Source organism: Caulobacter ginsengisoli (assembly GCF_030814835.1).
GTDB lineage: Bacteria > Pseudomonadota > Alphaproteobacteria > Caulobacterales > Caulobacteraceae > Caulobacter > Caulobacter ginsengisoli.
The window spans coordinates 1-1,198 of record NZ_JAUSVS010000021.1; the positions used below are offsets into that span (position 1 = coordinate 1).

General features: G+C 64.4%; 1 protein-coding gene. It reads right to left on the reverse strand.

Going from position 1 to position 1,198, the window contains the following annotated elements:
• Positions 1 to 33 precede the first annotated feature (33 nt).
• Positions 34 to 993: an IS110 family RNA-guided transposase gene (locus QO010_RS23935; protein ID WP_307353292.1), complete on the reverse strand. Its 960-nt coding sequence runs from the start codon at positions 991 to 993 to the stop codon at positions 34 to 36.
• Positions 994 to 1,198 lie beyond the last annotated feature (205 nt).

Consider the following 1,198-nt stretch of genomic DNA (forward strand, 5'->3'; position numbering starts at 1 on the left):
TTGGGCGAGGTGGCGGCGAAGCCGACGGAGCAACTATGTTGTGGCTGTCATTTGGGTGACCCATGGCTGGCCTCGGCTGAGGACGAGGTTGGCGGCTTCGATGAGCTTTCGGGCGACGGCGATGACGATGACCTTGGGAGGCTTGCCCTTGGCCTTCAGTCGTTCTGCGAAGGCCTTGAAGTGTGGGTTCCTGCGCTTGGCGTTGAGCGCGGCCAGATAGACCATGCGCCTGGGCCGATCACGACCGCCCGCGATGCGGCGCTGCCCCTTGAAGGTTCCTGAGTCCCGATCGAAGGGCGCCACGCCCAGCAGCGAGGCGGCCTGAGCCGGGGTCATGTCGCCAAGCTCAGGCATTCGAACCACCAGGGTGGAGGCCACGATGGGGCCTATGCCTGGCAGGGTGAGCAGCAGCCTGTAGCGGTCGTTCAGGTCGGGGTGGGCGTGGATCCGCTCCACGACACCGTCGGCCAGCTTGGCCTTCAGCCGCTCCAGGCTGACGATGTGGCGGCGCAGGAGCACGACCACGTCCTTGGGGCCAGCGTGTTCCATGAAGGCCCTGAGCTGCGCCAGTTGGTCACTGACCTGCTCGTAGGCGGTCAGGCGGTTGGCCAGGTCCAGCAAGCGAGGGTCCTGCAAGGCTCGCACCGTATCGACCTGGACCGTGGCCGCGGCGATCAGCCGGGCGTCCTTCTCGTCATTCTTAGCCTTCAGGCGCTTCACGCGAGCAAAGAGCTTCACCTCCAAGGGCTGGTGAACCACTACCTCCAAGCCGACCTCGCCCAACGCCGCCCTGACGCCTCGTTCGTAACCGCCTGTCGCCTCCAGGCCGACCCGGAACACACCCTTGGCCTTCAACCACCCGATCAACGTCTTGAACCCAGCGACGTCGTTGGGGGTCTTCACAATGTCTTCCAGACCGTGGACCGCCGTCACCAGTTCCTTCTTGCTGACATCGATCCCGGCGATCTTCGTGTTAGGCTGCACCCGTTCCATCGACCCATCCTTGTAGCTACGGACCCTCACGTCCCTGCAACTATCCGGGTCTGGAATATGTCGGCGGAGGGCCACGCTCCGTCACAGCCCTAAAGGCTCAGTGGGCTACGACCACTCCACCGACGGCCCGCCTGACGCTCAGAACGTCAGGCGGGCGTCCCGGAAGACAGCCTCACAATAACGGCAAGCCAACAGACAAGTGGGC